Genomic DNA, 25733 nt, shown 5'->3' with positions numbered 1-25733 from the left:
GACCGGAGACGGGGTATCAACATATCTGGCGTTGATTTTTGGCACGCTGTTGAGTTCTCAAGGAACGGTCGCTTCCTTTGTACTCACCCGAGAGAATCTCTCGCGGCTTTCCTCCGGGCGCTTCCCTTCGGTCTTGCGTTTCCGACTCTATCAGATCCTTTCGGCGTCCGATTCCCTGTCGGCGGGATTTGCCGCAGGCCTTCTCGCTTTCGCTCGTCGGCCTTTCGACATTCACTACGTTAGCCGATTCCCTCGCGAGCTCATAATCGAGTTCCGCGGGTTCGAATTCGGGCATGCGGACACGCCGAAAACGTCCCCAGCAGAGGGGAGTCGTAAGTAGTGGGTTGGCCGCTCCGGCTGCTGGCGATTGCCGTACCCGGTTCAGCGGCTCGGGCTACATTACGCACCTCGCCCACGCGAGTCAACTTCGACGGCGCCGTGGCACATGGGCCCGATAGGGGCTCACGGTCGGGTCGTCGGCGATCCAGAAGCGCCAGGGGTGGATGTCCCCGTTCCCGCCGTCGCCGGCGACTCCGGTGCGCGGACCGTTGCGTACCTGGTCGGAGGGGACAGGGGTCCCGGTCAGGATCCGCAGGGGCGTCTCCCCCGTGGCGCAGGCATCCGTGCCGTCGAGGGCGCGGTCGACGCCCAGGGCCGTGGCGAGGCGGGCCGGGCCTTTGGCCAGTTCCTTGTCGTTTCGGGCTGAGAGTCGCCGTTTGCGGGCAAGCTCTTTGCCCTCGATGATCTCGCCGGCGCGCAGCAGGACCGCGCTCGCGACGCCGTCGGGGCCGCACACCAGGTTCATGCAGAACCACATGCCGTACGTGAAGTAGACGTACACGTGTCCGGGCGGGCCGAACATCACGTCGTTGCGGGCCGTGCGCCCGCGATAGGCGTGGGAGCCGGGGTCGTTCATACCGTCGTATGCCTCGACCTCCGTAAGGCGCACCGCGATCGGGCCGTCCGGTGTCGTACGGACGAGGACGCGGCCCAGCAGGTCGGGCGCGACCTCGAGGACGGGCCGGTCGAAGAACTTCCTGGGCAGGGGCGTACGGTCCGAGGGCGCGATCATGGCGTACGAGCGTAGTCCAGACGAGTGGATCCCAAGGGCTGGTCAAGGTTCTGTCGGCTTGCCAGGGTGTGGGCGCGGAACCGGTCGTGCGTCGATCGCGTTTCTAGGGATCAAGGATCCGTTCGTAAAGGGAGAGTCATGGCGTTCAAGAAGCTGCTCGCGAGCCTCGGGGCCGGCGGGGCTTCGGTCGAGACGGAGCTGGCCGAGATCAACGTGGTGCCCGGAGGTGTCGTCCAGGGTGAGGTGCGGATCCAGGGCGGGTCCGTGAACCAGAACATCGAGGGTCTGTCCGTCGGCCTGCAGGCGCAGGTCGAGGTGGAGAGCGGCGACGAGGAGTACAAGCAGAACATCGAGTTCACCAAGCTGCGGCTCGGCGGGGCCTTCGAGCTCCAGGCCGGGGCCGTGCACGCGGTGCCGTTCGGGCTGGAGATCCCGTGGGAGACGCCGATCACGATGATCGACGGGCAGACGCTGCGCGGGATGCACATCGGTGTGCGGACCGAGCTGGAGATCGCGCGGGCGGTGGACTCGGGTGACCTCGACCCGATCAACGTGCACCCGCTGCCGGCGCAGAAGGCGATCCTGGACGCCTTCATTCAGCTGGGCTTCCGCTTCAAGAACGCGGACATGGAGCGCGGCCACATCCGGGGCACGCGCCAGCGGCTGCCGTTCTACCAGGAGGTCGAGTTCCACCCGCCGTCGCAGTACCGGGGTCTGAACCAGGTCGAGCTGAGCTTCGTGGCCGACGAGCACGCCATGGACGTGGTGCTGGAGATGGACAAGAAGCCCGGGCTGTTCAGCGAGGGCAGCGACACCTACCGGTCGTTCCAGGTGGGGCTGCACGACTACCAGTCGACCGACTGGGCGGCCTACCTCAACCAGTGGCTGTCCGAGGTCGGCAGCAAGCGCAACTGGTTCTAGGGCCCTAGGCTCGGAGTCACTGACTCCAGAACCGTTCAGGAGGTACCGAGGTGACCGAGCTCAAGAGGCGGCCGCTCCCCCATGACTTCCACCCGCCCGTGCCGTCGTTCACGGTGACGAGCGAGGACGTCCAGGAGGGCGCGACGCTCAAGGACGCTCAGGTACACGCGGCCGGCAACACCTCACCGCAGCTGCGGTGGGAGGGCTTCCCGTCCGGGACCAAGAGCTTCGCCGTGACCTGCTACGACCCCGACGCCCCTACGGGCAGCGGGTTCTGGCACTGGGTCGTGTTCGACATTCCGGCCTCGGTGACCGAGTTGCCGGCGGGTGCGGGCGGCGGCAAGTTCGAGGGGCTGCCCGAGGGGGCCGTGCACGCGCGGAACGACTACGGGACGAAGGACTTCGGCGGTGCCGCGCCGCCGCCCGGGGACGGGCCGCACCGGTACGTCTTCACGGTGTACGCGGTGGACCAGGAGAAGCTCGGTCCGGATTCCGAAGCTTCGCCCGCCGTGGTCGGTTTCAACCTGCGGTTCCACGCGATCGCCCGGGCCCAGCTCATCGGCGAGTACGAGAACCCCGGAAAAGCCTGATTGAGCCCAGCGTTCATGGAACGTTTGCCCGCCTCTGGTCTTGGAAGTGATCAGAGGCGGGCATTTTTTATTGCGTTGTCCATCTCGGCGCGCCCGTCCAGAGTTGATCCAAGCCCGCCGGGGGGTGGGCCGGTGCACATGGGAGGTGGGCTGGATGCGTGACACGCTGGTGCTGAACGCGAGCTTCGAGCCGCTGTCGACGGTGACTCTGAACCGAGCCGTCGTGCTGGTTCTGACGGCCAAGGCCGTCGTCGAGCAGGCCCACCCCGAACTGCGCATGCGGGGCGCCGATGTGGACATACCCGCGCCCCGGGTGATCCGGCTGTGCAGATACGTACGGGTGCCGTTCCGAAGACAAGCACCGTGGTCGAGGCGGGGTGTGCTGGTACGGGACCGGCACCGGTGCGCGTACTGCGGCCGGCGGGCGACGACCGTGGACCACGTGGTGCCGCGGGCGCAGGGTGGTCAGGACACGTGGCTGAACACGGTCGCCGCGTGCGCGGAGGACAACCACCGCAAGGCCAACCGGACGCCGGTGGAGGCGGGCATGGCGCTGCTGCGGCAGCCGTTCGAGCCGACGCCGGCCGATGCGATGCTCTTGGCTCTGGGGCAGGAGGACTTGGGTGCGCTGCCCGATTGGCTGGCGCAGAGCGCGGCGGCGGCCTAGGCCGTCGCGGTGGTACGTGAGTGGGGCCCGCCTTCATGGAGAAGGCGGGCCCCACTCACGTGCGCCACAGGTCAGTCGATCGACGGCTTCTCACGGCGCTGGTCCGGGACGTTCCCGGAGCCGCCGCCGGAGCCGCCCGCCAGTGGGCCGAAGTTGCCCATCGCGCCGGACAGTCCCTTGAGGGCGTCGCCGATTTCGCTGGGGACGATCCAGAGCTTGTTGGCGTTGCCCTCGGCGATCTTCGGGAGCATCTGGAGGTACTGGTAGGAGAGGAGCTTCTGGTCCGGGTCGCCGGCGTGGATCGCCTCGAAGACCGTACGGACGGCCTGTGCCTCGCCCTCGGCGCGCAGGGCGGCGGCCTTGGCCTCACCCTCGGCGCGCAGGATCTGGGACTGCTTCTCGCCCTCCGCGGTGAGGATGGCGGCCTGGCGCGTACCTTCGGCGGTGAGGATCGCGGCGCGCTTGTCACGGTCGGCGCGCATCTGCTTCTCCATCGAGTCCTGGATGGAGGTGGGCGGTTCGATGGCCTTGAGCTCGACGCGGTTGACGCGGATGCCCCACTTGCCGGTGGCCTCGTCGAGGACGCCGCGCAGGGCCGCGTTGATCTCCTCGCGTGAGGTCAGGGTCCGCTCGAGGTCCATGCCGCCGATGATGTTGCGGAGTGTGGTGACGGTGAGCTGTTCGATGGCCTGGATGTAGCTGGCGACCTCGTAGGTCGCGGCCCGGGCGTCGGTCACCTGGTAGTAGATGACGGTGTCGATGTTGACGACCAGGTTGTCCTGGGTGATCACCGGCTGGGGCGGGAACGGCACGACCTGTTCACGCAGGTCGATGCGGTTGCGGATGGTGTCGATGAACGGGACGACGATGTTGAGGCCCGCGTTCAGCGTCCGCGTGTAGCGGCCGAAGCGCTCGACGATGGCGGCGCTGGCCTGTGGGATGACCTGGATGGTCTTGATCAGGGCGATGAAGACCAACACCACCAGAATGATCAGGACGATGATGACCGGTTCCATCGTGTTCCCCGTACCCTTCTCCGCCTCGGCGCCTCGGAAGATCGTATGGCTGTTGAAGATCTTGCTGGTCGAGTCTGACAGACCGTCGCGCAACTCGTGCGGTGTTCGGTCCAGTTGAATCCTACGAGGTCAGATGACGATCGCGGTGGCTCCTTCGATGTCCACGACGTCCACCTCCTGGCCCACGTCGTAGGCGCGTTCGGTGTGGAGAGAGCGCGCGGACCACACTTCTCCGGCGAGCTTGATCCGGCCGCCGGAGCCGTCGACGCGCTCCAGGACGACGGCTTGCTTTCCCTTCAACGCGTCGATGCCCGTGACGAGTCGGGGGAGCTGTCTGCCGTGCCGGGCCGCGATGGGCCGTACGACGGCGATGAGCGCGACCGAGACGATGACGAAGGCGAGGACCTGGGCCACGACGCCGGGGCCGAGGCCGGCGACGACCGCGGCCGCGACGGCGCCCACCGCGAGCATGCCGAACTCGGGCATCGCCGTGACCACGAGCGGGATTCCGAGCGCTGCCGCGCCGACCAGCCACCACACCCATGCGTCGATGTCGTTCACATGGTCATGGTAGGGCCGCGGGTCTGCCGCGGACAGGGCGCACCGGGTCAGGACAGGGGCAGCCCCTGGGCGGTCCAGCGGTCGCCGACCTGTTCGACGACGAGCGGGAGGCCGAAGCAGAGAGAGAGGTTGCGGGAGCTGAGCTCGAGCTCCAGCGGGCCCGCGGCGAGGACCTTGCCCTGACGGATCATGAGGACGTGGGTGAAGCCGGGGGCGATTTCCTCGACATGGTGGGTCACCATGATCATCGAGGGGGCGATGGGGTCGCGGGCGAGGCGGCCGAGGCGGCGGACCAGGTCCTCGCGACCGCCGAGGTCGAGGCCGGCCGCGGGCTCGTCGAGGAGCAGCAGTTCGGGGTCGGTCATCAGGGCGCGGGCGATGAGGGTGCGCTTGCGCTCGCCCTCGGAGAGGCTGCCGAAGCGCCGCTCGAGGTAGTCGCTCATGCCGAGACGGTCGAGGAAGGCGCGGGCGCGCTGCTCGTCGATCTCGTCGTACTCCTCCTGCCAGCCGGCCGTCATGCCGTACGCGGCGGTCAGCACGGTCTGCAGGACGGTCTGGCGCTTGGGGAGCTTCTCGGCCATGGCGATGCCGGCCATGCCGATGCGGGGGCGCAGTTCGAAGACGTCGGTGCCGGGCTTGCCGAGGGTCTCGCCGAGGATGGTGGCGGTGCCCTTGCTGGGGAAGAGGTAGCTGGAGGCGACGTTCAGGAGGGTGGTCTTGCCGGCGCCGTTGGGGCCGAGGATGACCCAGCGCTCGCCCTCCTTGACCGACCAGGAGACCTGGTCCACCAGAGCCCTGCCCTCGCGGACCACGGATACGTCCTGAAGCTCCAGAACATCGCTCATGAGCGCGTTGTCTCCCCTTGCAGTGTGGCCGGTCTCGGCTGTCGCGTACGCCTGTGGCTCGGTCCGCCGCGCCGATGGGCGCAGCCCATATGAAATCTACGCCACGAGTGCGGCGCTCCATTCCATCGGTCCGGTCCTTAGGGTGGGGGCATGCTCTCGGAACCACGTGCAGGACGACTCGCCGCTTGGGGAAATGCCCTTTTGGCCGGATTTGTCTCGCCGGATGACGCCGTGCTCGCCATCGTCGGGGAGGACGCCGTCCACCGGGTGGAGGGGTTGCCGGGCGAGTCGGCGCCGGTCGGTCTCACGCTCGCGCTGGGGCGGCTGCGGGCGCTGGGGGTGACCGGGCTGCGGGTCGCGCTGCCTCGGCCCGGGCATCCGCTGGGGCTGAGCGGACCGCCGGAGTTCAATGCGCGGGCTCTGGAGTCGGAGGAGGCGGTGATCGGTCACGGCGCCGCTCTCGGACTGGTGCCGGAGGTGTACGAGGCCGGGCCGGCCGGTGATGTGCATGTCGAGGTGGTCTGGCACGCGCTTCCCGTGCAGGAGGCTCCGCCGGCCGATGTGCCGTCGCTGGGTGAGGCCGAGCGCGAGCTGGCGGAGGCCTTGCGGGACGCGACCGAGATGCTGTCGCGGCTGGACGTCGCCGGGTCGGGGCCGGTGGCGGAGGCGGCGATCGACGCGTATCGGGCTCGCGCCGAGCGGGGGCGGGAGGTGTTGGCGCCGGGGTATCCGCCGCGGGCGGTGCGGGTGCTGGAGCTGGCGCAGCGGGTGGGGCTGCTGGTGTCCCTCGCTCATGACAACGGGCACGGGGGTGCGGTCAGCTCCGCTGAGATGGCGGCGCGGGTGGAGGCGCTGAGGCCTGTGGAGCGGACGGCTCGGCGGGCGCAGGTCGCGGCGTACAACTCCGTTGTGGAGGAGCGGGAGCGAGGGGTTCGCTGAGTGCTCGGGTGCGGGTGCCTGGGGGTGCGCGTCCGTTGCTGGGGGCTCTGCCCCAGACCCCGGTATCGGCCTGAACGGCCTCGTCCTCAAACGCCGGACGGGCTGGATGGTGCAGACCGGCGTTGAGAGGGCGCCCCGGAAAACCTGACAGGCCCCCCGGTGCACTCGGGAGGCCTGGGTCTTGGTCGGGTGGGCTCAGTGGTTGAGGCCCAGGTTGCCGAAGGCCGGGTTCAGCACGCCGATGACGTTCACGCTGTTGCCCACCGCGTTCACCGGGACGTGCACCGGAGCCTGGACGACGTTGCCCGAGACGACGCCCGGCGAACCCTTGGCCTCGCCGCCCGCCCAGGCGCCGCCGGTGGTGGCGGAGGCCATTCCGGCACCGGCCGCGATCAGACCACCGGCCACCATCGTCACGGCCGCCGCCTTCTTCAGGTGCTTCACTTCTTCAACCCCTCCTTGGTGAGCGCCGCGGCAGTCGCCGCGGCACGCACTGGAGAACGCCGGAGATCGCCGGAGGATGCGCCATCAGGGGGACATTCCCGCGATGGTATGAATCTCAGCCCGTCACACCGTGACGTACCGCCCACAACGCCGCCTGTGTGCGGTCCGCCAGGTCGAGTTTCATCAGGATGTTCGAGACGTGCGTCTTGACGGTCTTCTCGGAGAGGACCAGGGCGCGGGCGATCTCCCGGTTGGAGCGGCCGTCGGCTATGAGGCCGAGCACCTCGCGCTCCCGTTCGGTGAGCGAGCCGCCCCTGCCCTGGCCGGAGTTGGCCTCCTCCTGGGACAGCAGGACGTCGGCGACCTCCGACTGGAGCAGGACGTGGCCGGCGTGGACGGAGCGGATGGCGCCGGCGAGCGCGTCGGGATCGACGTCCTTGTACACGTATCCGGCGGCGCCCGCGCGCAGGGCCGGTACCACCGTGCGCTGTTCGGTGAAGCTGGTGACGATCAGCACGCGCGCGGGGTTGTCGAGTTCGCGGAGCCTGCGCAGCGCGTCGATGCCGTCCATGCCCGGCATCTTCACGTCCATCAGGACGACGTCGGGCCGCAGTTCCTCGGCGCGGTCGACTCCCTCGGCGCCGTCGGCCGCCTCGCCCACCACCTCGATGTCGTCCTGGACCTCCAGGAAGGTGCGCAGGCCCCGGCGGACGACCTGGTGGTCGTCGACGAGCAGCACCCTGATCGCGTCAGCCACCGGGGACCTCCATCTCGATCGCGGTGCCCTTGCCGGGCGCCGATTCCACGGTGAGTCTGCCGCCGACGCCGCTCGCCCGGTCCCGCATGGAGACCAGGCCGAGGTGGCGGCCGGCGCGGCGGACGGACTGCGGGTCGAAGCCGCGGCCGTCGTCGGTGACGCGCAGGACGGCTCCGCAGCCGCGCCGGTCCACGGTCACGTCGACGTGCTCGGCCCCGGAGTGCCGCAGGGCGTTGTGCAGGGCTTCCTGGGCGACGCGCAGCATCGCCTCCTCCTGGGCGGCGGGCAGGGCGCGGAAGCTGCGGGCGGCGAACGTCACGCGTGAGCTGTGGGCTCGGTCGAGGACCTGTATCTGGGTGCGCAGGGTGGCGACCAGGCCGTCCTCGTCGAGGGCCGCGGGCCGCAACTCCACGACGGCGGCGCGCAGTTCGTCGGCGGCCTCGGCGGCGAGCGCCGCCACCTGTTGCAGCTCGCCCTTGGCGCGGCCCGGGTCGCGGTCGACGAGTGCGGCCGCCGCCTGGGCGGTCAGGCGCAGGGAGAACAGCTTCTGGCTGACCGCGTCGTGCAGCTCGTGCGCGAGGCGGGAGCGTTCCTCGGCGATGGTCAGTTCGCGGCTGCGCTCGTAGAGGCGGGCGTTGGTGAGGGCGATCGCGGCATGCTGGGCGAGGATGGCGAGCAACTGCTCGTCCTCTTCCGTGAAGCCGCAGCTTCCCTCGGGCTTGGGGCAGTTCTTGTTGGCCAGGAACAGCGCGCCGATGACCTCGTCGCCGTCCTTGATCGGCAGGCCCAGGAAGTCGGACATGTCGGGGTGCGCGGACGGCCAGCCCTCGAAGCGGGGGTCCTTGCGCACGTCGGCGAGGCGCTCGGGGCGGGCCTCGTCCAGCATCGCGGCGAGGATGCCGTGCCGGCGCGGGAGCGGGCCGATGGCCTTCCACTGGGCCTCGCTGACTCCGTCGACGACGAACTGGGCGAAGCCGCCGTGGTCGTCCGGGACGCCGAGGGCGGCGTACTGCGCGTCGAGCAGCTCGCGGGCCGAGGCGACGATCGTCTTGAGGACGTCCCGCACCTCGAGATGCCTGCTCATGGCCAGCAGCGCGGAGCTCACCGCGGCGAGGCCGGACCTGGGGCCTTGACTCATGACTTCACGGTACCGGCGGGGTGTGACAGCGCGGATGGGACCGATGGCGGCATCGGCCGGGCCGGTGGGCCTAGGGCGGGTGGCGTAGGCCTGCGGCCTAGGGCACGGGTCCCGTACCGGTGGCGTAGGGCGCGGGTCCCGGGCCGGTGGCGTAGGGCGAAGGGACCCGCCGCATTGGGGCCCGCGTCCGAGGCGGCGGGGACCGTGCCGTTCCTACGTTGAGGTCACCGCCGATGGAGGCGGCCGAGAACGAGGGGACGGTTGTCATGCCGGTAGGGATCATCACGGGGGCCTCGAAGGGGCTGGGGCGGGCGCTCGCCGAGGCGCTGGCCGCGCGGGGCTGGGATCTGGTGCTGGACGCCCGGGGTGCCGAGGCGCTCGGTGCGGTGGCGGAGGCGGTGACCGGGCACGGCACGCGGGTGGAGGCGCTGGCGGGTGACGTCACGGACGCCGGGCACCGGGCCGAGCTGGTGGGTGCGGCGGCCGAGCTGGGCGGTGTCGATCTGCTGGTGAGCAACGCGAGCGCGCTGGGCGCCGAGCCGCTTCTGCGGCTGGAGAGGCTGCCGCTGGAGGGGCTGCGGCGCGCCCTGGAGGTGAACGTGGTCGCCGCGCTGGGCCTGGTCCAGGAGGTGCTGCCGCTGCTGCGGGAGTCGGCGGCGGGCACGGTGATCACGGTCAGCTCGGACGCGGCCGCGGAGGCGTACGAGACGTGGGGCGGCTACGGGGCGTCGAAGGCGGCTCTGGACCAGCTGGTGGCGGTGCTCGGCGCGGAGGAGCCCGGGCTGCGGGTGTGGGCGGTGGATCCCGGGGACATGGCGACGGATCTGTACGCGGCGGCCGTACCGGACGACGACGATCCGCGTCCGGCGCCCGCCAGTGTCGTACCGGCGTTCCTGCGGCTGCTGGACGAGCGGCCGGCGAGCGGGCGGTACGCGGCGCCGGCTCTGGTGGAGGGGCGGTGACCACCGCGGTGCGGGTTCCGGAGGAGCTGTCGGCGCGGGTGCCGGCCGAGCAGCGGGGGCCCGGCCTCGACCGGGATGCCGTACGGCTGCTGGTCTCGCGCGGCACCGAGGTGACGCACCACGGGTTCGCCGAGCTGCCGCGGCTGCTGCGGGCCGGGGACCTGCTGGTGGTGAACACCTCGCCCACGCTGGCCGCCGCGGTGGACGGGCGGATCGGGGACGCGCGCGTGGTGGTGCACTTCTCCACGCGCGGGGACGACGGGCGGTGGGCGGTCGAGCTGCGGAGTCCGGACGGGCTCGGTACCACGCGCGCGCGTGCGGGTGGGCCCGCGGGCACAGAGGTGGCGTTGCCGGGCGGGGCGCGGCTGGTGTTCGAGGAGCCGCTGAGCGGGCGCGATGAGCGGCTGTGGTGGGCGCGGCCGGACGGCGCGGAGGTCCTTGGGGTGCTGCGGGAGCACGGGCGGCCCATCCGCTACTCCTACACGGAGCGGGACCAGCCGCTGTCCGCGTACCAGACGGTGTTCGCGCTGCCGTCGGACGACGGGGCGGGCAGCGCGGAGATGCCGAGTGCCGCGCGGCCCTTCACGGCGGGGCTGGTGGCGGAGCTGGTGAGCCGGGGGGTGCGGTTCGCGCCGATCACGCTGCACACCGGGGTGGCGTCGGCGGAGGCGCACGAGCCGCCGTATCCGGAGCGGTTCGCGGTGCCGGAGGCGTCGGCGCGGCTGATCAACGCCGCCCGGGGCGGCGACGGGCGGGTCATCGCGGTCGGGACGACGGCCGTGCGGGCGGTGGAGTCGGCGGCGGGTCCGGACGGGGTGGTGCGGGCGGCACGGGGGTGGACCGATCTGGTGGTCACGCCGGAGCGCGGGGTGCGGGTCGTCGAGGGGCTGCTGACCGGGCTGCACGAACCCGAGGCCTCGCATCTGCTGATGCTGGAGGCGGTGGCGGGGCGGGCGGCGATCGACCGCGGTTACGAGGAGGCGCTGCGGGGCCGCTACCTGTGGCACGAGTTCGGCGATGTACACCTCATCCTCCCGAAGGGCCGGGCGGCGGAGGGCCCTCACGCAGTGCATTGCTCACGCAACGGTTGGTGAAGGAGGCGTGAGGCCGATGTGAGCCCGCACATAGGGCGCACATCACGTACGAAGGGACATAGGAGATAAAGGGTCCGTCCATGAACGGGGCAGACGTTCTAGTCTGTCCCGTTTTGCCCCTCCCTGATCCACTATCCAGGGTCGTACGTCACACCTTTGCCTGTCCGTTTTGCGGCCGCTAAGAATTGCCTCCGTCGCTCAGCGCCGTGGGTTCCGCCCGCGGCGTTCGTGCGGGAACGGAACCGACTCCCCCGCCAGCCGAGAGCGACCTCCGCGCAATTCGAAGAGGTCCAAAGACATGCCCCAGAACTTCCGCATCCGTCGTCTCAGTCCGGCCCTGACCAAGCACCGCAAGATCGCCATCGCCGGCGTCTCCACCCTCGGTGTCGCCGCCATCGCCTTCTCGGCGGTGCCGAGCAGCGCGAAGACGATCACGACGGGCGCCCCGGTGTCCGCGCCCCAGGTCGCCTACAGCTCCGAGCGGATCCAGGACGTCAAGGGCGCCGTCACCGACCAGCTCGCCACCCAGACCGTGAAGGTCGAGGCCATCGCGGCGAAGAAGCAGGCCGCGCTGGACACGGCGGCGAAGAAGGCAGCCGCGGCCACGGCGAAGAAGACCGCCGCCGCTGCCGCCGCCAAGAAGGCCGCTCAGGTGCGCGCTGCCAAGGCACGTGCCGTGCAGGCGGCCGCCGGCCGGTCCGCCGCGCGCCCCGCCGTCAAGCCGGTCGCCGCGAAGAGCTACGCCGACAACCTGGACGGCTGGATCCGGCAGTCCCTGGACATCATGAAGGCCAAGGGCATCCCGGGCAGCTACAGCGGCCTGCACCGCAACATCATGCGGGAGTCCTCCGGCAACCCCCGCGCGATCAACGACTGGGACGTCAACGCCATCAACGGCATCCCGTCCAAGGGCCTGCTCCAGGTCATCCCGCCGACCTTCAAGGCGTACCACGTGCCCGGCACCTCGTGGAACATCTACGACCCGGTCGCCAACATCACGGCCGCCTGCAACTACGCGGCCGACAAGTACGGCTCGATGGACAACGTCAACAGCGCGTACTGAGGTCGGCGCGGACCTCTTCAGATCGCAAATGACGAAAAGGGCGGCACCCGTTGCGGGTGCCGCCCTTCGTCGTCGCACGGGCCGGGCCCGGGCCCGGTTACTTGCGCATGACCTCGGGCTCGTGGCGGCGCAGGAAGCGGGCCACGAGGAAGCCGCAGAGCACGCCGAGGGCGATCAGCGCGACCATGTCCATGCCCCAGGCGGAGGCCTGGTGGTCCCACAGCGGGTCCGTGTTCGTCGGGTCGTCGGCGTTCGGGGCGATGTTGTTGAAGTCCAGCGTGGTGCCGGCGGCGGCCACCGCCCAGCGGGACGGCATCAGGTACGAGAACTCGTTGACGCCGAGCGTGCCGTGCAGGGTGAACAGGCAGCCGGTGAACACGACCTGGATGATCGCGAACATGACCAGCAGCGGCATGGTCTTCTCGGCGGTCTTCACCAACGAGGAGATGACCAGGCCGACCATCATCGAGGTGAAGCCCAGCGCCATGATCGGCACGCACAGCTCGAACAGCGTGGAGCCGCCCAGGACGAGGCCCCGGTCGGGGATCTCCCGGCTGGAGAAGCCGATCAGGCCGACCATCAGCCCCTGAAGCACGGTGACCGCGCCCAGCACGACCACCTTGGACATCAGGTATGCCGACCGGGACAGGCCGGTCGCCCGCTCCCTCTCGTAGATGACCCGTTCCTTGATCAGCTCACGCACGGAGTTCGCCGCTCCCGCGAAGCACGCGCCCACGGCGAGGATCAGCAGAACCGTGGTCGCCGTGCCGTTCGGGACGGGCACGTGCGTCCTCGGGTTCACCGGGTTGACCAGCAGCCCCTTGTCCGAGTCGATGAGCAGGCTGACCGCGCCGAGCACCGCCGGCAGGATCACCGTCAGCGCCAGGAAGCCCTTGTCGGAGGCGATGACCGTCACGTACCGCCGGATCAGGGTCATCAGCTGCGAGCCCCAGCCCTGCGGCTTGGGCGGCTTCATCGCCTGTGGCGGAGGCATGGGTACGGACTGTGGGGCGACGGCGTCGATGTCCGCTGCGTACATCTGGTAGTGCTGCGAGCCCTTCCAGCGGCCGGCCCAGTCGTAGTCGCGGTAGTTCTCGAAGGCGGAGAAGACGTCGGCCCAGGTGTCGTAGCCGAAGAAGTTCAGCGCCTCCTCGGGCGGGCCGAAGTAGGCGACCGCGCCGCCCGGTGCCATCACCAGCAGCTTGTCGCACAGCGCCAGCTCGGCCACCGAGTGGGTGACGACGAGGACCGTACGGCCGTCGTCCGCGAGGCCGCGCAGCAGCTGCATGACGTCGCGGTCCATGCCCGGGTCGAGGCCGGAGGTCGGCTCGTCCAGGAAGATCAGGGACGGCTTGGTGAGCAGCTCCAGGGCCACCGAGACACGCTTGCGCTGGCCACCGGAGAGGGAGGTGACCTTCTTGTCCTTGTGGATGTCCAGCTTGAGCTCGCGCAGCACCTCGTCGATGCGGGCGTCGCGCTCGGCGGCCGTGGTGTCGGCCGGGAAGCGCAGCTTGGCCGCGTACTTCAGGGCCTTCTTGACGGTCAGCTCCTTGTGCAGGATGTCGTCCTGCGGGACCAGACCGATGCGCTGACGCAGCTCGGCGAACTGCTTGTACAGGTTCCGGTTGTCGTACAGGACCTCGCCCTGGTTGGCGGGCCGGTAGCCGGTGAGCGCCTTCAGGAGGGTGGACTTGCCGGAGCCGGACGGGCCGATGACCGCGATCAGGGACTTCTCCGGGACGCCGAACGAGACGTCCTTCAGGATCTGCTTGCCGCCGTCGACCGTCACGGTCAGGTGACGGGCGGAGAAGGACACCTCACCGGTGTCGACGAACTCCTCGAGGCGGTCGCCGACGATGCGGAAGGTGGAGTGGCCGACACCGACGATGTCGTTCGGGCCGAGTACCGCCGAGCCGCCCTTGGCGATCGGCTGGCCGTTGACGTACGTGCCGTTGTGCGAGCCCAGGTCGCGGATCTCGAAGCGGCCGTCGGGCGTGGCGTGGAACTCCGCGTGGTGGCGCGAGACCTGGAGGTCGGAGACGACCAGCTCGTTCTCCAGCGCGCGGCCGATGTGCATCACACGGCCCAGGGAGAACTGGTGGAACGTGGTCGGGCTGCGGTCGCCGTAGACCGGCGGCGCCCCCGCGCCACCACCGGGCACGTTCTGCGCGTAACCCTCGCCCGGACCGCTCTGCTGCTGCGGAATCTGCTGCGGAACCGGCGCGGCCTGCTGTGGCTGCTGCCAGCCGGCCTGCGCGGCCTGCGGCTGGGACGTCGGCTGCGGCGGGGCCTGCTGGGCCCAGCCGGGGCCCGCGCCCTGGGCCGCGTACGGCTGCTGCTGGGGCTGCGCGACCGCCGCCGCGGCGCCGGAGAGGTTCAGGCGCGGTCCGTCGGTCGCGTTGCCGAGGTGCACCGCCGAGCCGGGGCCGATCTCCGTCTGCTGCGGGATCCGCTGGCCCTGCACGAACGTGCCGTTGGTGCTGCCGTGGTCCTCGATCACCCAACTGCGGCCGTTGAAGCTGACCGTGGCGTGGCGCCAGGAGACCCTGGCGTCGTCGAACACGATGTCCCCCTGCGGATCGCGTCCGAGGTTATAGGTCCGGGACGCATCGAGCGTCCAGGTCCGTCCGTTTGATTCCAGTACGAGTTCCGGCACTCCATGCCCCACTGAGTTGTCCCCCGAGTTACCCCCAACACAGGGAGTCTAGGGATGTCGAACATCGTGGGGAACTATTTCAGGCTCCGCCCTCTGACCGAAAGTCGGGCCTTGCAAAGAGCGCCGACGAGCGCTTCAACTCATCCCGTTGACGGGGTTGAAACCGGCCCGGAGAGTGGTAATCCCCCGCGAGGGGGACAGAGCGGCCGCCGGCCGCGCCGCGGATCGGGGGGGTCTGCCATGAGCTCTGCCACGGGAGTCGAGACCGCGCGACACGGCACGAGGCTGCCGTGGGGCGACATCCTGCTGTCGGCGACCGCCGCCGTCAGCTGGGCGTTGATAGGGATGGCGGGTACGGCCGCGCTCGGGCTGCACCTGCTGCGGGCGGACACGGCGGGGTCACTGGGCCCGATGACCGCGGCTGTTGTGGCCCTGGGGGCCGGTGGTTCGGTCTCTCCGTCCGGCGATGTGTCGGCATTCGGTCTGAAGGGCGCGGAGGCGCACACCGCCATAGAGATCACGCCACTCGGGGTGAGCCTGGTCGGAGCCCTGCTGTTGTCGTGGTTCTTCCTACGGTCCCTGCGTACGGCCGGAGTTGTGGTCGCCCCCGCCGAACTCCTCGCGCGCGCGGGCGCGGTGCTGGCGCTGTTCGTGGCGATGCTGGGCGGGCTGGCCTGGGCGGGACACGACGTCATCACCATCGACGGCGGCTCGCTCGGGCTCGACAAGCTGCCGGGCACGGGCGGTGGCGGAGGCGGTGGTGGGGTCAGCATCCCCGGCCTCGGCGACCTCGGGGACATCGGCGGGCTGCTGCCCGACCGGATCGGCGACCTGATCCACGCCAAGGCGGCGGTCGGGTTCACCGTGGACACCGCGTCCACTGTGCTCGGCGGCCTCGGCTGGTGCGCCGGAGTCCTGCTGATCGCGCTGCTCGCCTCGCGCCGCACCCCGCTGCCGAGCGGCTGGGAGGCGGTGCACCGGGTCGCACGGCCCGCGGCTTCGGCGCTCGTCACCGTGCTCCTCGTGGCCGTCGGGGCGGGCCTCGCGGCGGCGGCGTACGCGGCGATCGGCGACGACCATCCGGCGCGGATCGCGGGCGCGGCGCTCCTCGGCGCGCCGAACGGCGTGTGGCTCGGCGTGCCGATCGGTCTGTTCGTGCCGTGGGACGGCAGGGCGACGGGCGCCCTGGTGGGGGTGCTGCCCGACCCACTGAACAAGCTCCTCGGCCCGGGGTCCGGCCAGTCGGTGACCCTGGGGCGCCTCGCCGACCTGGACGGGCGGGTGTGGCTGCTGGGAGTCGCGGCGGCCGTGATGATGCTGTTGGCGGGAGTACTGACGGCGGTGCGGACCCCTGGGGAGGCCGGTTCCGGGGCGGTCGGTTTCGTGGGGCGGTGTGCGCTGCGGCTGGGCGTCGCCACCGCGCTGACGCTGCCGCTGCTGGCCTGGCTGGCCGACGTCTCCGTGGACGCCTCGCTGTCCGTGCTGGGGTTCGACGCGTTCGGCGCCGGGGTCCAGCTGCACGGCCATCTGGGCACGGCCCTGCTCCTCGGGGCCGCGTGGGGCGCGGGAGTGGGGGCCGCGGGGGCCCTGCTGGCCCTGGTGTTCGGGGCGGCCGGCCGGGGGGCGGCGGCGCTGGCACTGGGTGACGAGCACGCGCGGCCTTCCGGCTCTTCGGGCCCGGCCGGGCCGTCGGGTCCCTACGCCCCCGGCACGCCGTACCGTCCGCCGAACCCGGACACCAATCCCTATCTGCGGATCCCGGAGGGGTTGCGGGAACCGGAGGACGCGAAGGGTGCGCACGGTCCTGGGGGGGCGCCGGCGTCCGGCGACGTATACGGCTCTCCCACCGTGGCCCGGCCGGCCGGCCCGCCCCCACCTCCGCCCCCACCGTCTCCTCCGCCGCCCTCGCCGCCTCCGCGGGGGAAACGGCAGGGGCGGCCGTGAGGCCCTGAGCTGCGCACTCCCGCGCGCCACGGGCGCAGGGGGCCGTACGCTCGAGGAACCGGCCGTGGCCCGCCCGTCGGAATCCGGCAACCGGAGCGACACCCACTGTTCCCTGTCCGCTGGTCGGACCTCGCGGGCGGAAGGCACTGGGTGCCGGATACGGTGGATACACCATGAGCGCTTCGCAGACCTCCGCCTCACAGACCTCTGAGGTCCCCACCCTCCTCGTCAAGATCTTCGGCAAGGACAGGCCGGGCATCACGGCCGGCCTCTTCGACACCCTTGCCGCCTTCTATGTCGACGTGGTCGACATCGAGCAGGTCGTCACGCGTGGCCGCCTGGTGCTGTGCGCGCTCGTGACGCAGCCGCCCCCCGCTCTGGAGGGTGATCTGCGGGCCACCGTGCACAGCTGGGCCGAGTCGATGAAGATGCAGGCGGAGATCATCTCCGGTCGCGGCGACAACCGTCCGCGTGGTCTCGGGCGCTCCCTGGTGACCGTCCTCGGGCATCCCCTCACCGCCGAGTCGACCGCCGCGATCGCGGCCCGGATCGCCAAGACCGGCGGCAACATCGACCGTATCTTCCGGCTCGCCAAGTATCCGGTGACGGCGGTGGAGTTCGCGGTGTCCGGTGCGGAGACCGAGCCGCTGCGCACCGCCCTGGTCACCGACGCGGCGGCGCTCGGCGTGGATGTCGCGGTCGTGTCGGCGGGGCTGCACCGGCGGGCGCAGCGCCTGGTGGTGATGGACGTGGACTCCACGCTGATCCAGGACGAGGTGATCGAGCTCTTCGCCGCGCACGCCGGCTGCGAGGACAAGGTCGCCGAGGTGACGGCGGCCGCGATGCGCGGGGAACTGGATTTCGAGCAGTCGCTGCACGCGCGCGTGGCCCTGCTGGAGGGCCTGGACGCCTCGGTGGTGCAGAAGGTGCGGGCCGAGGTGCGGCTGACTCCGGGAGCCCGCACCCTGATCCGGACGCTGAAGCGGCTCGGTTACCAGGTCGGTGTCGTCTCGGGTGGCTTCACGCAGGTCACCGACGATCTCAAGGAGCGGCTCGGGCTGGACTTCGCCCAGGCCAACACGCTGGAGATCGTCGACGGCAGGCTGACGGGCCGGGTCACCGGCGAAATCGTGGACCGGGCGGGCAAGGCACGGCTGCTGCGCCGGTTCGCGGCCGAGGCCGGTGTCCCGTTGTCCCAGACGGTGGCGATCGGCGACGGCGCCAACGATCTGGACATGCTGAACGCGGCGGGACTGGGCGTGGCCTTCAACGCCAAGCCGGTCGTCCGTGAGGCCGCGCACACCGCGGTGAACGTGCCCTTCCTGGACACGGTCCTGTATCTGCTGGGCGTCACCCGTGAAGAGGTCGAGGCGGCGGACACGCACGACGAGGGCTGATCCGCCCCGAGCCGCCCTGGGCATGCCACGTGCGCGGGAGGGCCCGGCACCGGGCCGGGACGCTGTTGGTTAATGGTCCCGGGCCGGCGTCGGGCCCTCTCCCGTGTGCCGTCATGCGACGGCGGTCATGGGCGGGGGTGTCACTCGGAGGGAGCCCAGTAGTCGATGAGGGTGGCCGCGCCCGGTTCCAGGCTCTTCCAGGAGCCGGTGAACGTCAGAACGGCGAAGGCGGCGGCGGGGAAGCCTCGGCGGTTCATCCGTTCGCGGGCGTCGTTCTCGTCGGAGGCGGCCAGGATGTCGGCGAGTCCGTGGATGCCCGGGTTGTGGCCGATCATGATCGCGTTCTGCGTGTCGTCGTCGACTTCGTTGAGCACGGCGATCAGCTCTCCGGGCGAGGCCTCGTAGAGCCGCTCCTCATAGATGGTTTTCGGCCGCTCTGGGAACTCGTGGACGGCGAGCTTCCAGGTCTCGCGGGTCCGGACGGCGGTTGAGCACAGGGCCAGATCGAGGTGGAGGCCGGTGTCGGCCAGCTTGCGGCCGGCGACTGCGGCGTCCATGCGGCCCCGCTCGGCGAGCGGCCGCTCATGGTCGTTCACTTGTGGCCAGTCGGCTTTCGCATGCCGGAAGAGGACAATCCTGCGGGGTTCTGCGACGCTCATGGCACCCAGCTTCGCATGAAACAGGCCATGGGGCGCAGGGAGTTGACATGCGGATTCGCGGGCGGAAAGCGTACCGCCGCCAGGCGGACGGGGCCTAGCGGGTGATCAGCTGCTGGGCCCGTTCATAGAGGTGGGTGAGGGCCGGGTCACCGGTGGCCGCCTGGGCGTCCGACGGGTTGAGTATCAGCATCAGCAGGGCGACGAAGGCGAGCGCGGGCAGGGCGAGGGCCCACCAGGGCAGCCGGATGTCGACGCCGCCCGTGGTCGCCGGGTGGGGCCGGGTGTGCGTACGGGCCGCCATGCTCGCCTCCGCGGGTCTTCGAGTGGTCCGTGGTCCGCCTGTCGCGGCCACATCTCGAAGCTACGGAATCCGGGCCCGCCCACCCATCCGGTGACCCACCCACTTGACCCTGACCCTGGCCCCCTAGGGGATGGTGGGGCTAGCCCCACCATGGCGGCCGGGGGGGGCGGGGTCAGGGGGACGCGATGGTCGCGATGATGGCGATGAGCACGAAGATGGCGAGGAACGAGCCGAAGACGATCAGCATCTTCTTCTGGCCGTTCTGGGGGTTCGGGTCGAGCACAGGCATGGGGTCAGTGTCGCACTCCCGGCCCGCCGCGGATCCGCCGGGGTGAGGCCCCGTACCCCCGAGTGGCGGATCAGCGTGCCGCCTCGTCCTCGACCGTCCGGTCCCGGCCCGCCAGGACGCCCACGGCCATCTGCGGCAGCATGAGGCCGGCCATGAGCGCGAGCGGCAGGCCCCAGCCGCCGCTGCTCTGGTAGAGCACGCCGACCAGGAGCGGCCCGGGGATGGAGATCAGGTAGCCGATGCTCTGCGCGAAGGCGGACAGCTGCGCGACGCCCGCGCCGGTCCCGGCCCGCATGCCGACCATCGTCAGCGCCAGCGGGAAGGCGCAGTTGGAGACGCCGAGCAGCAAGGCCCAGGCCCAGGCGCCGCCGGCCGGCGCGAAGTACAGCCCGGCGTACCCGGCGAGGCCGCAGGCGCCGAGCACCAGCACGATGGGGCCCTGGTGCGGCAGCCGGGCGGCCAGGCGCGGGATGACGAAGGCCAGCGGCACGCCCATCACCATGGTGACGGCGAGCAGCAGGCCCGCCGTGCCCGCGGCAACGCCCGCGTCCCGGAAGATCTGCGGCATCCAGCCCATCGTGATGTAGGCGGCGGTGGCCTGGAGCCCGAAGAAGACCGCCAGCGCCCAGGCCGTACGGCTCCGGGTGATGCGCAGCGCCGGTTCCAGCCCCAGGTGGGCCTGCCGCGCCGGCTCCCGGTCCGCGGGGGCCGGCCCCCGGTCCCGTACCAGCGGCAGCCAGGGCAGCACCGCGACGGCGGCGAGGGCCGCCCACACGGCGAGCCCGGACCGCCAGCCGCCGCCCAGCATGTCGGTCAGGGGCACGGTCGCCGCGGCGGCCACCGAGGTTCCGACGGCGAGTGCCATCGAGTACAGGCCGGTCATGGAACCCACGCGGTCGGGGAACCAGCGCTTGACGATGACCGGCATCAGGACGTTGCTGACCGCTATGCCCATGAGGGCGAGTGCGCTGGCGGCCAGGAATCCGCCGGTGCTCCCGGCGTACGGCCGTATCAGCAGGCCCGCGGCGATGGCGACCATGCCGGCGCACACCACGGCGGAGGGGCCGAAGCGGCGGGCGAGGCGGGGTGCCGTGAAGCCGAAGAGGGCGAAGCACAGCGGGGGTACGGAGGTGAGGAGTCCGGCCACGCTGCCGCTCATGCCGAGGTCGTCACGGACCTCCTCCAGGAGGGCGCCGAGGCTGGTGATGGCGGGGCGGAGGTTCACGGCGGACAGCACGATGCCGACGACGACCAGACGCGTCGCCCACGCGCGCGTGACGGCTGCGGCCGGACCGGATCCGCCGGCGGCCGTCGGAGGGCGGGGTGTGCGGGATGTCGTACGTGTTTCCTCGCGTGCCATGCCGACCATCTTAGAATCATAGGATGATTGGTTGTCCATCCCTGGGCCGCCCGCTGCCCGCCCACCTGTGCGAAGGTGTGCCATGCCCCTGAGCCACCCCCGTCGTTCGGCGCTGTCCGAGCAGGTCATCGCCGAGCTGCGCAATCAGATCACCTCGGGCGAGTGGCCGGTCGGCTCGCGCATCCCCACCGAGCCGGAACTGGTCGAGCAGCTCGGGGTCGCCCGCAACACGGTCCGCGAGGCCGTGCGCGCGCTCGCGCACAACGGCCTGCTGGACATCCGGCAGGGCTCGGGCACCTACGTCGTGGCCACCAGTGAGCTGGCGGGCGTGATGCACCGCCGCTTCGCCGACGCCGACCCGCGGCACATCGCCGAGCTGCGCTCCACACTGGAGTCCTCGGCGGCGAGGCTGGCCGCCGAGCGGCGCACCGAGAAGGACCTCAAGCAGCTCGACGCCCTCCTGGTGCGGCGCGAGGAGGCCTGGGAGTCGGGCGACGCGGAGGCCTTCGTGACGGCGGACGCGACCTTCCACCTGGCCGTGGTGTCCGCCTCCCACAACGACGTCATGACGGCGATGTACGCGGACCTGGGCGAGGTGCTGCGGGACTGGCTGCGCGCGGACGTCGGCGCTGACCTCACGCCCGAGGCGCACATGGACCACACCCGGCTCGTGGACGCCATCCGCGCGGGCGACGCGCAGGCGGCCGCCACGGAGGCCGCGAGCTATCCCTTCCTGTGCCGTCCGGGGCGGTTCAGCTCACCTTCTGGTGGCTGATCCAGACCGAGCGGACCTCCTTCCAGCACCGTCCCGCCAGCCGGACAGTCATCGCGGGGTCGGTGTCGACGGGATCGCCGTCGGTGTCGAGGTCCCACCAGCGGGCGCACTCGATGTGCAGACGCACGCGGTCGATGCCGACGTACGGGTTGTGGCAGTACGCCACCACCTGGGAGCCGCTGACGGCCGTACGGCACTCCGCCCCGAACAGCTGCGGGAACGGCGGCTTGCCGTCCTTCACGCGCGCGTGCGGCATCGCCTCGTACGGCAGGGAGAGCACGAGGGCCACTGCTACGGTCACCGAGGTCAGGCTGCGGGACAGGCGCACAAGAAGACCTCCTCGGCCGTGCTGGGGAGGGCATTCGCGAGGTGGACGCGCAATCCAGAGTGCGCCGCCCCGCACCACGACGCCCGGCTGGTGGGCCGAACGGGTGAAGCCGGAACGTCCCGAGGCCCGCACCCCCGGCAGGAGGTGCGGGCCTCGGAACAGTCGAGCCCGAGCGGCAGCGGTCAGGCGCCGACGGCGTGCAGGCCGCCGTCCACGTGGATGATCTCGCCGGTGGTCTTCGGGAACCAGTCGCTCAGCAGGGCGACCACGCCGCGGCCGGCCGGCTCCGGGTCCTTGAGGTCCCACTCCAGGGGCGCGCGGTTGTCCCACACGGACGCCAGCTCCGCGAAGCCCGGGATGGACTTGGCGGCCATGGAGCCGATGGGGCCGGCGGAGACAAGGTTGCAGCGGATGTTCTGCTTGCCCAGGTCACGGGCGATGTAGCGGCTGGTGGCCTCCAGGGCGGCCTTGGCCGGGCCCATCCAGTCGTACTGCGGCCAGGCGAACTTGGCGTCGAAGGTGAGGCCGACGACGGAGCCGCCGTTCTGCATCAGCGGCAGGCAGGCCATGGTCAGCGACTTCAGGGAGTACGCCGAGACGTGCATGGCGGTGGCCACGGACTCGAACGGCGTGTTGAGGAAGTTGCCGCCGAGCGCGTCCTGGGGCGCGAAACCGATGGAGTGCACGACGCCGTCGAGGCCGCCGAGCTCCTCGCCGACGATGTCGGCCAGGCGGCCGAGGTGCTCGTCGTTGGTGACGTCGAGCTCGATGACCTTGGTGGGCTTGGGCAGCTTCTTGGCGATGCGCTCGGTCAGCGTGGGCCGCGGGAAGGCGGTCAGGATGATCTCGGCGCCCTGCTCCTGGGCCAGCTTGGCGGTGTGGAAGGCGATGGAGGACTCCATCAGCACACCGGTGATCAGGACGCGCTTGCCCTCGAGAATTCCACTCATGGTGATCAGTGACCCATTCCCAGTCCGCCGTCAACAGGGATGACGGCTCCAGTGATGTACGAGGCGTCGTCCGAGGCGAGGAACCGCACCGTCGCGGCGATCTCCTCCGGCTCGGCGTACCGGCCGAGCGGCACCTGCGACACGATGTTGGCGCGCTGCTCGTCGGTGAGCACCTTGGTCATGTCGGTGTCCACGAAGCCGGGTGCGACGACGTTGAACGTGATGTTGCGCGAGCCGAGCTCGCGGGCGAGGGAGCGCGCGAAGCCGATGAGGCCGGCCTTGGACGCGGCGTAGTTCGCCTGACCGGGGCCGCCGTACAGCCCGACGACCGACGAGATCAGGACGACACGGCCCTTCTTGGCGCGCAGCATGGCGCGGTTGGCGCGCTTGACGACGCGGAAGGTGCCGGTGAGGTTGGTGTCGACGACCGAGGTGAAGTCCTCCTCGGACATGCGCATCAGGAGCTGGTCCTTGGTGACGCCCGCGTTGGCGACCAGGACCTCGACCGCGCCGTGCTGCTCCTCGATCTCCTTGTAGGCCTGCTCCACCTGCTCGGAGTCGGTGATGTCGCACTTGACGGCCAAGAAGCCGGCCGGCGGCTCACCCGAACGGTACGTGATCGCGACCTTGTCGCCGGCGTCGGCGAAAGCGCGGGCGATGGCGAGGCCGATGCCCCGGTTTCCTCCGGTGACGAGAACCGAGCGGCTCATCGGATCACCCTTTCGATAGCGGTCTGACACACCGCCCGAACACCTGGATGACAGGCGGCTTCCCTCGAAAACCTATCGGTCCGGCCGCGCGCGGAGGCAAGCGGGCACCGACAGTGGCTTGCGCGAGTCGCTGTCGGGTTTCTACAGTCCGCCGCCAGGTCAGTCCGTCATTCCGGGGGCGTGCGCGGGCAGCCCCTCGGCACGTGCCGTCTCGAGCATCCTGCGGTCGTATGTCACCACGGCCGTCAGGTCGTCCCTCAGCGACAGTGCGCTGGCCACGTGGATCGCATCCAACGTGCGCAGGCGTCCGACCAGCAGGGCCGCCCCGTCACGCACCTCTCGGGTGAGGAGGATCTCGGTGATCCGAGCATCCAGATCTTCCATCGCCTTCGGGAAGTGCCCCATGAGGTCCAGGGTCCGCACGGTCTCCACGAAGCCGAGTGTGCTGGTGGCCAGCGGCTGAGTGACTCGCTGATCGAGGAAGGCGTCCAACTCGGCCCAATGGTTACGGCGGGTCATCCACGTGACCAGCGCCGACGTGTCCATATAGATCAACGGTCGTCTTCCTCACGCTCGGCCAGGAGCAGCGCGAGGGGGTCGACGTTCTCCGCCACCTCGTAGTGGGGCATGCTGTGCCGGTCGGCAGCGGTGACCGGCTTCAGCTTGATCTTTCCTTGGGCCACCAAGTGCGCGTACCGCTCCATGGGCCCGCCGACCGGTGACAGTATCGCGATCACGTTGCCGTGCCGGGTGACCTGGATCGCCTCCCCTTTCTCGACGCGGGCGAAGACAGCGCTGGGGTTGTACGAGAACTCGCGCACGGAGATGGTGCTCATGACGGACCTCTTCGATCTCCCGACCAGGGCTTGTGCCTACATCCCTACCACCGTACCCACAACTCAGACTGGCGGCCTGCCCCCGCGTTCACATGATCGCGGGATTTCCGCAGCACTTCTTGTACTTGCGCTTCGACCCGCACCAGCAGGGCCCGTTGCGAGCCGGCGGCCAGTCGGTCGCCAGTCCCCTGCGAGCGAGTTCTGCCGCGTACCCGGACCGGGCGGCCGGCGTGTCGGTGGAACCGCCCTTCTCGGCCACGTGCGCCACCAGGCCGCTCACGGTGGCCCGTCCGACCGCCAGGTGCACGGCGCCCTGGTCCGACAGCTCACGCAGGGTGCGCTCGACCTGCCGCAGGTGGCCGGTGTGGTCGTCGCCGTACGCGTCCACGACCGTCGGCCAGCGTTCCATGAGCTGTGCGAACTCCTCCGGCGGCCAGAACAGGACGCACGTCTTCAGCGGCCCCGTGGGCGCCCCTTCCTCCTCGTCCGGTTGCATGGCGAGCTCCTCGAACTCGGCCCGCAGGGCGTCGGGCCCTCCCTCGGCCAGCCGCTTCAGGCGGAGCGGGTCATGCAGTTCGTCGAGTGGACGCGCCCGGCCGAGCAGGGGCGACGCGCGCCGCTCGTGCAGTTCGTCGGCCACGTCGTCCCAGTCGTCGTGGGCCTCGCCGAGCAGGCGCCGCACGCGGTGGCGGCCGATGAGCAGTTCCTGCCCACCGAAGGAGTCCGGGGAGTCGCCGACCAGGTCCGCCGTCACCAGGACGCCGGCGCCGAGAGCGTGCGCAACGCCCGTCGTGTACCACTCGGCGGCCGTCGCCGTCTCGTCCGCGTTCTCGAAGGTCCCGGCGACGAGGCTCCAGGCGGTGGCATCCCTGGGGTGCCTCGCGCGGAACGATGCGGCCGCCTCCCGCGCCTCCTCCTCGCGCCCCGCCTCCCACAGCGTGTCGATGCGCCACGCGTCGACCACGTCCGGCTCCCCGCAGCCGTCCGACTCCGGATCGAGCAGTCGCTCGTAGAGCGCCAGGGCACGGTCGTGTTCCCCTGCGCTCCGCCAGGCGTCGGCGGCTTCACGGAGCAGTTCCTCCCGGTCCTCGGGGTACTGCTCCACCAACCTCTCGCACTCCTCGGCCTGTTGCGCCGGGGTGAGCGCCTGGCGGGGGACGGGGGTGTACCCGGTGCGACGGGACTTCTTCTTGCCGGACGTACGGCGCTTGCCAGCCATGAACCCACCGTATTCCGGGCCGAGTCGGCGCCGCCCGGGAACCCTGTGGCATCACCCGCCCGAGGCGTACGGTGTCCTTCCGCCACCCGTCACTCGACCCGCACCGTGCGTGCGGTGTCGGCGAACTCCGCGAGAGACGTGCCGGAAGACGCGTACACGAGATGCCCCTCGGCGAGGCACTCCTGCCAGCGCTTTGGCTCCTGACCATGTCCCCAGGACAGGTCCTGTGTATTTCCGGGA

General features: G+C 70.7%; 29 protein-coding genes. 11 read left to right on the top strand and 18 right to left on the bottom strand.

The window, feature by feature from the left end; genetic code table 11:
- The coding region (locus ACWGJM_RS29570) for a hypothetical protein (protein WP_453414777.1) at nucleotides 1–340 on the top strand (340 nt) is incomplete at its 5' end.
- Between the two features lie 81 nt (nucleotides 341–421).
- On the opposite strand, the gene ACWGJM_RS29565 is transcribed toward ACWGJM_RS29570, so the two are convergent.
- Complete coding sequence (locus tag ACWGJM_RS29565; RefSeq protein WP_453414776.1) at nucleotides 422–1072, bottom strand: DNA-3-methyladenine glycosylase; 651 nt, start codon at nucleotides 1070–1072, stop codon at nucleotides 422–424.
- A 138-nt stretch (nucleotides 1073–1210) separates the two neighbouring features.
- Here ACWGJM_RS29565 and ACWGJM_RS29560 point away from each other — a divergent pair, with 138 nt between their 5' ends.
- From ACWGJM_RS29560 to ACWGJM_RS29550, 3 genes are all read left to right on the top strand, one after another.
- A complete protein-coding gene (locus ACWGJM_RS29560; protein ID WP_453414775.1) occupies nucleotides 1211–1993 on the top strand; it encodes a sporulation protein in 783 nt (260 codons plus the stop codon).
- 50 nt (nucleotides 1994–2043) lie between these two features.
- A complete protein-coding gene (locus ACWGJM_RS29555) occupies nucleotides 2044–2583 on the top strand; it encodes a YbhB/YbcL family Raf kinase inhibitor-like protein (RefSeq protein WP_453414774.1) in 540 nt (179 codons plus the stop codon).
- Between the two features lie 154 nt (nucleotides 2584–2737).
- The gene (locus ACWGJM_RS29550; protein WP_453414773.1) at nucleotides 2738–3250 is read left to right on the top strand and encodes an HNH endonuclease; all 513 of its coding nucleotides are present in this window, start codon (nucleotides 2738–2740) and stop codon (nucleotides 3248–3250) included.
- A gap of 71 nt (nucleotides 3251–3321) precedes the next feature.
- On the opposite strand, the gene ACWGJM_RS29545 is transcribed toward ACWGJM_RS29550, so the two are convergent.
- From ACWGJM_RS29545 to ACWGJM_RS29535, 3 genes are all read right to left on the bottom strand, one after another.
- On the bottom strand, nucleotides 3322–4266 hold the full coding sequence (locus ACWGJM_RS29545; RefSeq protein ID WP_453414772.1) for an SPFH domain-containing protein: 945 nt from the start codon (nucleotides 4264–4266) through the stop codon (nucleotides 3322–3324).
- A 129-nt stretch (nucleotides 4267–4395) separates the two neighbouring features.
- Nucleotides 4396–4827, bottom strand: a complete 432-nt coding sequence (locus tag ACWGJM_RS29540) for an NfeD family protein (protein ID WP_453414771.1) — start codon at nucleotides 4825–4827, stop codon at nucleotides 4396–4398.
- A 47-nt stretch (nucleotides 4828–4874) separates the two neighbouring features.
- Nucleotides 4875–5672 (bottom strand): ABC transporter ATP-binding protein, encoded by a 798-nt coding sequence (locus tag ACWGJM_RS29535; RefSeq protein ID WP_453414770.1) that lies wholly within the window; start codon nucleotides 5670–5672, stop codon nucleotides 4875–4877.
- Nucleotides 5673–5822: 150 nt separating this feature from the next.
- Here ACWGJM_RS29535 and ACWGJM_RS29530 point away from each other — a divergent pair, with 150 nt between their 5' ends.
- A complete protein-coding gene (locus ACWGJM_RS29530; protein ID WP_453414769.1) occupies nucleotides 5823–6611 on the top strand; it encodes a hypothetical protein in 789 nt (262 codons plus the stop codon).
- 195 nt (nucleotides 6612–6806) lie between these two features.
- On the opposite strand, the gene chpE is transcribed toward ACWGJM_RS29530, so the two are convergent.
- The 3 genes from chpE to ACWGJM_RS29515 all read right to left on the bottom strand — a co-directional run bounded on the left by chpE (nucleotide 6807) and on the right by ACWGJM_RS29515 (nucleotide 8950).
- Entirely contained in the window at nucleotides 6807–7055 is a 249-nt protein-coding gene (gene chpE, locus ACWGJM_RS29525; protein WP_453414768.1) for a chaplin ChpE, read from the bottom strand.
- A 115-nt stretch (nucleotides 7056–7170) separates the two neighbouring features.
- Nucleotides 7171–7812, bottom strand: coding sequence for a response regulator (locus ACWGJM_RS29520; protein WP_453414767.1), 642 nt, complete (start codon nucleotides 7810–7812; stop codon nucleotides 7171–7173).
- A complete protein-coding gene (locus tag ACWGJM_RS29515; protein WP_453414766.1) occupies nucleotides 7805–8950 on the bottom strand; it encodes a GAF domain-containing sensor histidine kinase in 1146 nt (381 codons plus the stop codon). Before ACWGJM_RS29515 ends, ACWGJM_RS29520 begins: the two co-directional genes overlap by 8 nt.
- A gap of 266 nt (nucleotides 8951–9216) precedes the next feature.
- Between ACWGJM_RS29515 and ACWGJM_RS29510 the strand changes: the two genes are divergently transcribed.
- From ACWGJM_RS29510 to ACWGJM_RS29500, 3 genes are all read left to right on the top strand, one after another.
- On the top strand, nucleotides 9217–9912 hold the full coding sequence (locus tag ACWGJM_RS29510; protein WP_453414765.1) for an SDR family NAD(P)-dependent oxidoreductase: 696 nt from the start codon (nucleotides 9217–9219) through the stop codon (nucleotides 9910–9912).
- A complete protein-coding gene (locus ACWGJM_RS29505) occupies nucleotides 9909–11006 on the top strand; it encodes an S-adenosylmethionine:tRNA ribosyltransferase-isomerase (RefSeq protein ID WP_453414764.1) in 1098 nt (365 codons plus the stop codon). Before ACWGJM_RS29510 ends, ACWGJM_RS29505 begins: the two co-directional genes overlap by 4 nt.
- A gap of 298 nt (nucleotides 11007–11304) precedes the next feature.
- Nucleotides 11305–12069 (top strand): transglycosylase SLT domain-containing protein, encoded by a 765-nt coding sequence (locus ACWGJM_RS29500; RefSeq protein ID WP_453414763.1) that lies wholly within the window; start codon nucleotides 11305–11307, stop codon nucleotides 12067–12069.
- Between the two features lie 97 nt (nucleotides 12070–12166).
- Here the strand turns inward: ACWGJM_RS29500 and ACWGJM_RS29495 are convergent, their stop codons facing one another.
- Nucleotides 12167–14725, bottom strand: a complete 2559-nt coding sequence (locus tag ACWGJM_RS29495) for an FHA domain-containing protein (RefSeq protein ID WP_453414762.1) — start codon at nucleotides 14723–14725, stop codon at nucleotides 12167–12169.
- Nucleotides 14726–14965: 240 nt separating this feature from the next.
- On the opposite strand from ACWGJM_RS29495, the gene ACWGJM_RS29490 reads away from it, so the two are divergent.
- Together ACWGJM_RS29490 and serB are read left to right on the top strand one after the other, a co-directional pair.
- Complete coding sequence (locus ACWGJM_RS29490; RefSeq protein ID WP_453414761.1) at nucleotides 14966–16669, top strand: streptophobe family protein; 1704 nt, start codon at nucleotides 14966–14968, stop codon at nucleotides 16667–16669.
- Between the two features lie 173 nt (nucleotides 16670–16842).
- A complete protein-coding gene (gene serB, locus ACWGJM_RS29485) occupies nucleotides 16843–18066 on the top strand; it encodes a phosphoserine phosphatase SerB (protein WP_453414760.1) in 1224 nt (407 codons plus the stop codon).
- Between the two features lie 140 nt (nucleotides 18067–18206).
- On the opposite strand, the gene ACWGJM_RS29480 is transcribed toward serB, so the two are convergent.
- The 4 genes from ACWGJM_RS29480 to ACWGJM_RS29465 form a co-directional block, all read right to left on the bottom strand.
- A complete protein-coding gene (locus ACWGJM_RS29480; protein ID WP_453414759.1) occupies nucleotides 18207–18725 on the bottom strand; it encodes a SixA phosphatase family protein in 519 nt (172 codons plus the stop codon).
- A 94-nt stretch (nucleotides 18726–18819) separates the two neighbouring features.
- A complete protein-coding gene (locus ACWGJM_RS29475; protein WP_453414758.1) occupies nucleotides 18820–19026 on the bottom strand; it encodes a hypothetical protein in 207 nt (68 codons plus the stop codon).
- 172 nt (nucleotides 19027–19198) lie between these two features.
- Complete coding sequence (locus ACWGJM_RS29470) at nucleotides 19199–19315, bottom strand: SGM_5486 family transporter-associated protein (RefSeq protein WP_453414757.1); 117 nt, start codon at nucleotides 19313–19315, stop codon at nucleotides 19199–19201.
- Nucleotides 19316–19385: 70 nt separating this feature from the next.
- Nucleotides 19386–20675, bottom strand: coding sequence for a CynX/NimT family MFS transporter (locus ACWGJM_RS29465; RefSeq protein WP_453414756.1), 1290 nt, complete (start codon nucleotides 20673–20675; stop codon nucleotides 19386–19388).
- 82 nt (nucleotides 20676–20757) lie between these two features.
- Here ACWGJM_RS29465 and ACWGJM_RS29460 point away from each other — a divergent pair, with 82 nt between their 5' ends.
- Nucleotides 20758–21450 carry a FadR/GntR family transcriptional regulator gene (locus ACWGJM_RS29460; RefSeq protein ID WP_453414755.1) on the top strand — a complete coding sequence of 231 codons (693 nt, stop codon included), beginning with the start codon at nucleotides 20758–20760 and terminating at the stop codon, nucleotides 21448–21450.
- On the opposite strand, the gene ACWGJM_RS29455 is transcribed toward ACWGJM_RS29460, so the two are convergent.
- The 6 genes from ACWGJM_RS29455 to ACWGJM_RS29430 all read right to left on the bottom strand — a co-directional run bounded on the left by ACWGJM_RS29455 (nucleotide 21428) and on the right by ACWGJM_RS29430 (nucleotide 25493).
- The gene (locus tag ACWGJM_RS29455) at nucleotides 21428–21778 is read right to left on the bottom strand and encodes a hypothetical protein (protein ID WP_453414754.1); all 351 of its coding nucleotides are present in this window, start codon (nucleotides 21776–21778) and stop codon (nucleotides 21428–21430) included. The two genes, ACWGJM_RS29460 and ACWGJM_RS29455, sit on opposite strands and share 23 nt — an antisense overlap.
- Nucleotides 21779–21960: 182 nt before the next feature.
- The gene (gene fabI / locus ACWGJM_RS29450; RefSeq protein WP_453414753.1) at nucleotides 21961–22728 is read right to left on the bottom strand and encodes an enoyl-ACP reductase FabI; all 768 of its coding nucleotides are present in this window, start codon (nucleotides 22726–22728) and stop codon (nucleotides 21961–21963) included.
- A 5-nt stretch (nucleotides 22729–22733) separates the two neighbouring features.
- On the bottom strand, nucleotides 22734–23438 hold the full coding sequence (gene fabG / locus ACWGJM_RS29445) for a 3-oxoacyl-[acyl-carrier-protein] reductase (protein ID WP_453414752.1): 705 nt from the start codon (nucleotides 23436–23438) through the stop codon (nucleotides 22734–22736).
- A gap of 159 nt (nucleotides 23439–23597) precedes the next feature.
- Nucleotides 23598–23984, bottom strand: a complete 387-nt coding sequence (locus tag ACWGJM_RS29440; protein ID WP_453414782.1) for a type II toxin-antitoxin system VapC family toxin — start codon at nucleotides 23982–23984, stop codon at nucleotides 23598–23600.
- A 5-nt stretch (nucleotides 23985–23989) separates the two neighbouring features.
- Nucleotides 23990–24274, bottom strand: coding sequence for a type II toxin-antitoxin system Phd/YefM family antitoxin (locus tag ACWGJM_RS29435; RefSeq protein ID WP_453414751.1), 285 nt, complete (start codon nucleotides 24272–24274; stop codon nucleotides 23990–23992).
- Between the two features lie 88 nt (nucleotides 24275–24362).
- Complete coding sequence (locus ACWGJM_RS29430; RefSeq protein ID WP_453414750.1) at nucleotides 24363–25493, bottom strand: SEC-C metal-binding domain-containing protein; 1131 nt, start codon at nucleotides 25491–25493, stop codon at nucleotides 24363–24365.
- Between the last annotated feature and the right edge of the window lie 240 nt (nucleotides 25494–25733).

The sequence above is a fragment of the Streptomyces sp. NPDC054834 genome, from assembly GCF_053611185.1.
This window is presented reverse-complemented; position numbering and strand designations above follow the sequence as displayed.